Annotated in this window: 8 protein-coding genes; 5 read left to right on the top strand and 3 right to left on the bottom strand. The window is 67.0% G+C overall.

The genetic code is table 11. From position 1 onward, the window contains the following. From LPZ50_RS18120 to LPZ50_RS18105, 4 genes are all read left to right on the top strand, one after another. On the top strand, window positions 1-782 hold a 782-nt coding region (locus tag LPZ50_RS18120; RefSeq protein ID WP_230663305.1), incomplete at its 5' end, for a molybdopterin molybdotransferase MoeA. Window positions 783-819: 37 nt separating this feature from the next. Next, entirely contained in the window at window positions 820-1,362 is a 543-nt protein-coding gene (mobB, locus tag LPZ50_RS18115) for a molybdopterin-guanine dinucleotide biosynthesis protein B (protein ID WP_230663303.1), read from the top strand. Window positions 1,363-1,471: 109 nt separating this feature from the next. Then, a complete protein-coding gene (nudC, locus tag LPZ50_RS18110; protein ID WP_230663301.1) occupies window positions 1,472-2,230 on the top strand; it encodes an NAD(+) diphosphatase in 759 nt (252 codons plus the stop codon). Window positions 2,231-2,281: 51 nt separating this feature from the next. After that, window positions 2,282-4,186 (top strand): LTA synthase family protein, encoded by a 1,905-nt coding sequence (locus tag LPZ50_RS18105; RefSeq protein ID WP_230663299.1) that lies wholly within the window; start codon window positions 2,282-2,284, stop codon window positions 4,184-4,186. Here LPZ50_RS18105 and LPZ50_RS18100 read toward each other — a convergent pair. Together LPZ50_RS18100 and LPZ50_RS18095 are read right to left on the bottom strand one after the other, a co-directional pair. Then, window positions 4,174-5,040, bottom strand: a complete 867-nt coding sequence (locus LPZ50_RS18100; RefSeq protein ID WP_230663297.1) for an isocitrate lyase/PEP mutase family protein — start codon at window positions 5,038-5,040, stop codon at window positions 4,174-4,176. The genes LPZ50_RS18105 and LPZ50_RS18100 overlap by 13 nt on opposite strands. Next, window positions 5,037-6,185, bottom strand: coding sequence for a TauD/TfdA family dioxygenase (locus LPZ50_RS18095; RefSeq protein WP_230663295.1), 1,149 nt, complete (start codon window positions 6,183-6,185; stop codon window positions 5,037-5,039). Before LPZ50_RS18095 ends, LPZ50_RS18100 begins: the two co-directional genes overlap by 4 nt. Before the next feature lie 93 nt (window positions 6,186-6,278). Between LPZ50_RS18095 and LPZ50_RS18090 the strand changes: the two genes are divergently transcribed. Beyond that, entirely contained in the window at window positions 6,279-7,169 is an 891-nt protein-coding gene (locus LPZ50_RS18090) for a LysR family transcriptional regulator (RefSeq protein ID WP_230663293.1), read from the top strand. Between the two features lie 2 nt (window positions 7,170-7,171). Here the strand turns inward: LPZ50_RS18090 and LPZ50_RS18085 are convergent, their stop codons facing one another. Then, the gene (locus tag LPZ50_RS18085) at window positions 7,172-8,065 is read right to left on the bottom strand and encodes a LysR family transcriptional regulator (RefSeq protein ID WP_230663291.1); all 894 of its coding nucleotides are present in this window, start codon (window positions 8,063-8,065) and stop codon (window positions 7,172-7,174) included. Between the last annotated feature and the right edge of the window lie 251 nt (window positions 8,066-8,316).

Here is an 8,316-nt window from a genome sequence, read left to right as displayed (position 1 = left end):
CGGGCCGCGTGCTGCGGCCCGCCGATATCGGCCTGCTGGCCTCGCTGGGCCAGGCCGAAGTCCCGGTGCTGCGGCGCCTGCGCGTGGCGTTCTTCTCTACCGGCGACGAACTGCGCTCCATCGGCGAAACGCTGGACGAAGGCTGCGTGTACGACAGCAACCGCTACACCCTGCACAGCATGCTGCAGCGCCTGGGCATGGACATCCTCGATCTGGGCGTGGTGCGCGACGATCCGCGCGCCCTGGCCGATGCCTTCAGCGCCGCGGCAGCCAGCGCCGATGCGGTCATCACGTCGGGGGGCGTCAGCGTGGGCGAAGCCGACCACACCAAGACCGTCATGGCGGAACTGGGCGACGTGCTGTTCTGGCGCATCGCCATGCGGCCGGGCCGTCCCATGGCCATCGGCCGCATCCGCGCCGAACATGGCGATGCCATCCTGTTCGGGCTGCCCGGCAATCCGGTGGCGGTCATGGTCACCTTCTATGCACTGGTGCGCGACGCCCTGCTGGCCATGGCGGGCGCCACCCCGCAGCCCATGCCTTTGCTGCGTTGCAGCGCGGCCAGCGCCATCCGCAAAAAGCCGGGCCGCACCGAATACCAGCGCGCCATCGTCACCCCCGCGCCTGACGGCGGCTGGCAAGCCCAGGTCACCGGCTCGCAGGGGTCGGGAATCCTGCGCAGCATGAGCGAAGCCAACGGCCTGATAGTGCTGCACCACGACCAGGGCAGCGTCCAGGCCGGGCAGCTGGTTGACGTGCTGCCCTTCGAAGGCCTGGTCTAGGGCCGGCCCAAACCCAACACCCCGTGGCGAACCTGGAATGACAAGAATCATCGGCTTTGCCGGCTGGAGCGGCGCGGGCAAGACCTCGCTGCTGACCAAGCTGATCCCCTGCCTGACGGCGCGGGGCTACAGCGTGTCCACCCTGAAACACGCCCATCATGCCTTCGATATCGACACGCCGGGCAAAGATTCCTACCGGCATCGCGAGTCCGGCGCCACCGAGGTGCTGGTGGCCTCGTCGGCCCGCTGGGCGCTGATGCATGAACTGCGCGGCGGCCCCGAGCCCGAACTGGGCGAACTGCTGGGCGCCATGAGCCCGGTGGATTTCATCCTGGTCGAAGGCTTCAAGCGCAACGCCCACATCAAGATAGAAGTGCACCGGCAGGCCAATGGCAAGCCCTGGCTGTATCCCGACGACTCCAGCATCGGCGCCATCGCCAGCGACGTCTGCCCCGAACACGCGCCGCTGCCGCGCGTGGATATCAACGACAGCCACGCCGTGGCCGACCTGGTGGAAGTTCTGGCCTGGCCGCTGGACGTGGCCGTGGCCCGGCTGCGCGCGCCAGGCGGCGCCGCATGACGCGGCCCACGGCGCGCGGCCCCATTATCAGCATTAAATTGCCGGAACGGCAGTAAAGTAGCGGCTGCAATGCTTTCAGCCACTAACGACACTGCGTGAAGGAAGCACCTTGAACTTCATTTTCCGAGGCAATGAACTGCTGGTGCAAGAAACCGGGCTGGACCTGCCCGATGCCGGCGCCTGCGCCCTGCTGGGCCTGCAGGCCGAAGCCCTGCTGCAGGTCTGGCTGCACGACCCGCTGATCCGCACGGCCCACGTGCCGCTGTCGGCCGAGGCCCCCCCAGGCTATGCCTTTCGCAAGCTGCGCGCCCTGCTGGGCGACCTGGGCGAACACGCGGGGTTGGCCGGACGCGCCTTCCAGATCGCCGAATGGGCGCGCACCCACCGCTATTGCGGGGTCTGCGCCACGCCCATGGAAGCGCTGGGCCATGAATTCTGCATGCGTTGCCCCGCCTGCGGCATGTCGGCCTACCCGCGCATTTCCCCCGCCATGATGGTGCTGGTGCGCCGCGGCAGCCAGTTGCTGCTGGCGCGCCATGCCACCTACGCCACTGCCCGGCACACCGCCCTGGCGGGTTTTGTCGAACCGGGCGAAAGCATCGAAGACGCCATCCACCGCGAAGTCATGGAGGAAGTCGGCCTGCAGGTGGAAAACCTGCGTTACTTCGGCAGCCAGTCCTGGCCGTTCCCCCATTCCCTGATGATAGCCTTCACCGCCGAATACGCGGGCGGCGACATCCGCATACAGCCCGACGAAATCGCCGAAGCGCGCTGGTTCGGGCCCGACGACATCATGCCCGACATCCCCATGCGCGAATCCATCGCCGGCCGCCTGATACGCGCTCACCTGCCCGGCTCCTGTTCCTGACAACCCTGCCCCCCGGCCATCCGGCGCCAGGCACCGGATGGCGGCTTTCTTATGCGACATTCCACGTTACTGTTCATTATTGCGGCGTACCTGCTGCTGACCGGCAGCCGCCTGGCGCTGGCCGCCTGGCAATGGCGGCGCGTCAAGCAAGCGGGCGGCCTGCGGCCCCTGCTGCTGGGCGGCCTGCGCATCGACACGCACCAGATCGCGGTGCTGGCGGCGTTGCCCGCGGTGCTGTCCCCGTGGCTGGGGCACCTGCCCAGCGCCGCCGTGGCCACCGGTATCTGGCTGCAGGTGTGCTGGATTCTGCTGGGTTTTCTCGAGGTGGCCACGCCTGCCTTCATCATCGAATACGACACCCGGCCCAACCGGCTTTTCGTTGAATACCTGAAGCATCCGCGCGAAGTGTCGGGCATGCTGTGGCGCGGCTACAAGGCCGAACTGGCCGGCGCGCTGGTGGCGGTGGTGGTTCTGCTGGCCATCGGCCATGCCCTGTTCCACAACCCGGTTCCCGGGGCGCGCTGGGCATGGTGGCAAATGGCCCTGGGCAGCCTGGGCATCCTGGCGGCGGTGATCCTGGCCATACGCGGCACGCTGGGGCACCGCCCCATCAACCCGTCCACCGTGGCCTACAGCAACGACGGCATGCTGAATACGCTGCCGCTGAACTCGCTATACAACGTGTTCTACGCGGTGTACAGCATGAAGCACGAAAAGTCCGCGGCCGCGGTCTATGGCCGCATGCCCGGCGCGCGCATGCACGAACTGGTGCTGACCCAGGCCGGGCTGCCCTATCCCCCCGCCCTGGAAACCCATCCCAGCGTGCACCACCAGCCGGCGACGCGCACGCGGCGGCGTCCGGCCAATATCGTCATCATCCTGGAAGAAAGCCTGGGCGCGCAGTACAGCGCCGCCCTGGGCGGCGCCAACCTCACTCCCCAACTGGATGCGCTGGCCCAGCAGGGCTGGGCCTTCACGCGCGCCTACGCCACCGGCACGCGCTCGGTGCGCGGCCTGGAGGCCGTGACGGCGGGCTTCCTGCCCACGCCCGCGCAGGCCGTGCTGAAACTGCCCGCCGCGCAGCGCGGCTTTTTCACGCTGGCCGATGTGTTGGGCCGCCACGGCTACCACTCGCGCTTCATCTACGGCGGCGAGTCGCATTTCGACAATATGAAAGCCTTCTTCCTGGGCAACGGTTTCGACGAGATCATCGACCGCCCGGATTTCACCAACCCGGCGTTCGTGGGCACCTGGGGCGCCTCAGACGAAGACATGTTCACCCAGCTGGACGCACGACTGCGCGCCGACGGCGACCAGCCCTCCTTCACCCTGGCCTTCAGCGTGTCGAACCATTCACCCTGGGAATACCCGGCAGGCCGCATCACGGTGGACGGCAACCCCGCCACGGTGGAAAACACCGTGCGCTATGCCGATTGGGCGCTGGGGCAATTTTTTGAACGCGCGCGCCAGGCGCCCTATTGGGACGATACGGTGTTCCTGGTGGTGGCCGACCACGATTCGCGCGTATTCGGCGACACGCTGGTGCCGGTGCGGCACTTCCATATTCCCGCGGTCATACTGGGCGGTGGCATCGAGGCCCGGCGCGACGAGGGCATCATCAGCCAGATCGACCTGCCGCCCACCCTGCTGTCGCTGGCGGGCGTGGCCTGCACCCATCCCATGGTGGGCCGCGACCTGACGCGCGAAAACCCCAACCGCGCCATCATGCAATACGAAAACCACTATGGCTACCTGAAGGGCGACGACCTGCTGGTGCTGCTGCCGGGCAAGGCCCCGGTACAGTTCCGCTACGCCGCGCCCGGCACATACAGCCCGGCCGACTGCGACCCCGCCCTGGCCGAAGAAGCCCTGGCCCACGCGCTATGGCCCAGCTGGGCGTATCGGGAAGAACGCTATTGCGTGCCGCGTGAAGCAGAGCCCGATCAGCCCTCGTAGCGCCGCCCCAGTTCCAGCAACTCGGGCGTGCCTACCAGGCGGTTCAGTGCATTGAAGTCGTTCATCTCTTCCCACAGCGGCTGGGTGGTGCCGTGCGCCTTCAGGCTGGCCATGTAGCGCTGCAGCTGCTTCGACACGAAGCGCGCCGTGCCGCCGGGGTAGATCACGATCCGGTAGCCGCGCGCGGACAACTCATCCACGCTGCCCACCGGCGTCTTGCCGCCTTCCACCATATTGGCCAGCAGCGGCACGCGCTTGCCATACTTGCCGCAAACGCGGTCCATGTCGGCGGCCGACACCACCGCCTCGATGAACAGGGCGTCCACGCCGCAGGCCAGATACGCGTCGGCGCGCTCCAGCGCGGCGTCCAGGCCCTCGACCGCCACCGCATCGGTGCGCGCCAGGATCAGCGTATCCGGCGAATGGCGCGCGTCCAGCGCGGCGCGCAGCTTGCCGCACATCTCCTGCGTGGATACCAGCGTCTTGTTCTCCAGGTGGCCGCAACGCTTGGGAAACGTCTGGTCTTCCAGCTGGATCATGGCCGCGCCGGCGCGCTCGAACTCGCGCACCGTACGCTGCGTGTTCAGCGCATTGCCGTAGCCGGTATCGCCGTCGACAATCACCGGCAGGCTTACCCTGTCGGTAATGCGCGCCAGCACGTTCGCGGTTTCGGTGGCCGTGGTCAGGCCCACATCCGACCGCCCCAGTTGCGTGTAGGCCACCGCCCCGCCCGACAGGTACAGCGCGTCAAACCCCGCCTGCTCGGCGATCAGCGCCGTCAGGGCATCGTAGACGCCCGGCGCCAGCACCGCCGGGCCGCTTTGAAGGCGCTCGCGCAGCGACGCGCGGCTCATGCCGGGCTCCCGGCGATGATGGCTTCCATGTCTTCTTTGCGCACCTTGGGCTGCCAGGTTTCGAAGGGCATGCCCATGGCGGCGGCCTGGCGTTTCTCGTAGGCCAGGAACTCTTCGGTAATCGAACTGCCCCGTACCCCACCACGCACCGCCCCGGCACGCGCATCGCCGTAGTACTCGTCCCAATCGTCCGGCAGCGGCTGCGACGACGGAATCGCCAGCCACAGGCGCAGCAGGTGGCGCTTGCGGTCGGGCTCTTCATAGTCTTCGAACGGCGTGCGCGAATGCAGCGTCACGTAATTGTTCAGCAACTGCATGTCACCGCGCTCCAGTTCCATCGAATAGCAGAACTCGTCGCTGGGCATCAGTTCATCCAGCAGGTCCAGCGCCTCGGCCTGCGCCTGGGTCAGGCGCGGCACTTCCGGAAAGTCGCGCTGCGCCGCCACCGTGTTCTTGCGGTTGGTGCGGGCCGCGAAGTATTCCGGATGCGTACCGAAGATCGACAGCCGGTAGTACGGCGGCTGGCTGGGGTCTTGCGTGCTCTGGTAGCTGTGATAGAACTTGCCCTGCAGCACCGGAATCAGGTCCGGGCGGCGCTGCTGAATGGCGTCGCGCAGCGCAATCGAGCTGACCACCTTGCTGGTGCCGCCCGACTTGGCGGTGCGCCGGCACAGCAGCGCCACCACATCGCAGGAATCCTGGTGGAAATCCAGGCCGGCGTTGGTGTTGTAGCCACGCCCGCCCTTCACCTTGTATTCGCCGCCCGCGTCGCGCACGTCGTTCATTACCTGGCTGGCGCGGTTCTGGGTACGGCCCACGCCCATGTACAGCGACATGCCCCAGTACGCCAGGCGCGTGTCGTCTTCGCTCCACAGGTCTACTGGAAACCCCTTCAACAAGCACATGCCCCAGCGCCCCTGGGTTTTATCGATGGCGCGCTGCAAGGCTGCCTGCGACACCGCAGGCAGCGGAAAATCGGCTTGCTCCATGGCCAGCAGCGGCTTGTCCACGCCCTTGGCATGGGCCAGCGCGGCTTGCACGCCTGCCACCTCTTCGGCGTTCAGGCGCAGGATCCAGGAATGGTCTTGCCGCACTTGCTCGGCCGTCCAGGCCAAGGGGCGTTCTGCGGTGGCGGTTGCCGGCATCGGTGTCTCCGTTCAGGTTAGATGCCGCCAGTGTAAGGACGCCCGTTCATTTAGAATAGCGATGTTATTTGACGATTTTGATAAGAATATTTGATGAAGCTTGAAACCTTTGCCACCCTGGAAGCCGTACTGCAAACCGGCACCTTCGTCGGCGGCGCCAGGCTGATGAACATCACGCCCAGCGCGGTCAGCATGCAAATGAAGCAGCTGGAAACCTACCTGGGCAAGCCGCTGTTCGACAGGTCCAGCCTGCAGGTGCGGCCCACCCAGCTGGCGCATGAAGTCGCCGGCACCATGCGCGACGCGCTGCGCGGGCTGGAATCGCTGCGCACCGGCACCGTGCTGGCCATCGAGGGCGTGGTGCGGGTGGGCATCATCGAATCCATGCAGCCCGCGGTGCTGCCCGGCATCATGCGGTTCATCCGGGCCCGCCACCCCAAGCTGGAAGTGGTGCCGGTGCGCGGGCGCTCCAGCAGCCTGGCCGCCGCCCTGAAGGCCGGCGACATCGATGCCGCCCTGGTGGCCCAGCCCCCGGCGGGCGGCAACGCGCGCCTGTGCTGGACCCCGATGCTGCGCCGCGAACTGGTGCTGATCGCCCCGCCGGCCACGCCCGACACACCCATTCCCACCCTGTTCCGGCAACTGGAATGGATACGCTACGACCGCAAGACCGTCTCGGGCACCATGGCCGCGCAATACGTCAGCACCCACATCGGCGACGTGCGCAGCTCGCTGGAATTCGACAACGCTCCCGCCATCGTGGCCATGGTGCATTCGGGCCTGGGGATTTCCGTCGTCCAGAGGCCCGACCCCGCCACCCTGCAAAGCTACCCGGTGCGCATATTCCGGCTGGGCAAGGGCGGCCCGGTACTACAGCTTTCCATGGTGAACCGCAAGGCCGACGAAGACAGCCGCCCGCTGGCGGTGGTGCGGGAAGCCATGGCGCAGGCTTGCATGGAGTATCAGCGCTTGTTGATGAAGTAGCGCTACTTTCCCAGCCCTTCGATCAAGTGCTGCACGAACTGTTCGGTGGCCGCGGGCAGGACGATGCGGCTCGCGGTTTGCACTTGCAGCGTGCGCTGTGCGAAAGCGGGCTGGTCCAGGCTTACCGCCACCAGCGTGCCGCGCCGCAACGGCTCGGCCAGCGTGATCTCGCCCGCCAGGGTGACCGCATGGCCGGCTTCGACGATGGCGCGGATAACCGACGATGAGTTGCTCGAATACGCGACGTCGAACGGCGGGCCTTCGCCATTGGACGCCGTGTCGTCGAACAGCAGCCGCACCGTCGTGCCGGAATCCGTCAATGCCACCGGGTGGCCGCGCAGGTCGTCCAGCGACAGGCTGGCGCGCCCCGCCAGGGGATGGCCGGGCGCCATGATGGCCCGCACCGGCGAACTGATTTCGTGCCGCACCTCGATACCGCCGCCGGGCTTCAGGCTGAACGCCAATCCGACGTCGATCGTGCCGTCGCGCAGGCGCTGGGTCACCACGCCGGGCGAGGCCACGTGTACCTGGAAGGCCACGTCCGGACGTTCGGCACGGTAGGCGCCCAGTAGCACCGGCAGCATATTGCGCGCCACCGCTTCGTTCGAGCCGATGCGCACGGTGGTCAGGTCGGTCCGCCGCAGGCCGCGAATGCCGCGCAACACATGCTCGGCCTCCATGGCGACACGCCGCGCATGGTCGGCCAGCATTTCGCCGGCGCGCGTCATCACCATGCCATGCGGGCGACGCTCGAACAGCAAGGCGCCGCAGCTTTCCTCCAGCTTGGCGATCTGCCGGCTGACCGCCGAAGGCGCCACGTGCAGGAATGCGGCCGCATCCTTGATGCTGCCGGTGCGCACGACTTCCAGGAAATAGCGATGGGCGGTGCTGAGCACTTCGATTCCAATAATGGCAATTTGATTGCGAATTATTGAACTTGATTGCCTAAACCGCAATTCCTAGAATGGATTTGCCCGACGGCGGCCAGGAAGACACACAGCGGGCGCGCGACCACGGCCGCCACCCATTCAAAATCAAGGGGATATTTGCATGACCATCCATGCCTGCCTATCGAGACTGGTCCAGCGGCGTGCCGGCACACGCGGCATCATGGCCCGCGCCGCCGCGGCGCTGGCGCTGTCGGCCG

The organism is Bordetella petrii (assembly GCF_020991325.1).
GTDB lineage: Bacteria > Pseudomonadota > Gammaproteobacteria > Burkholderiales > Burkholderiaceae_B > Bordetella_A > Bordetella_A petrii_E.
This window is presented reverse-complemented; position numbering and strand designations above follow the sequence as displayed.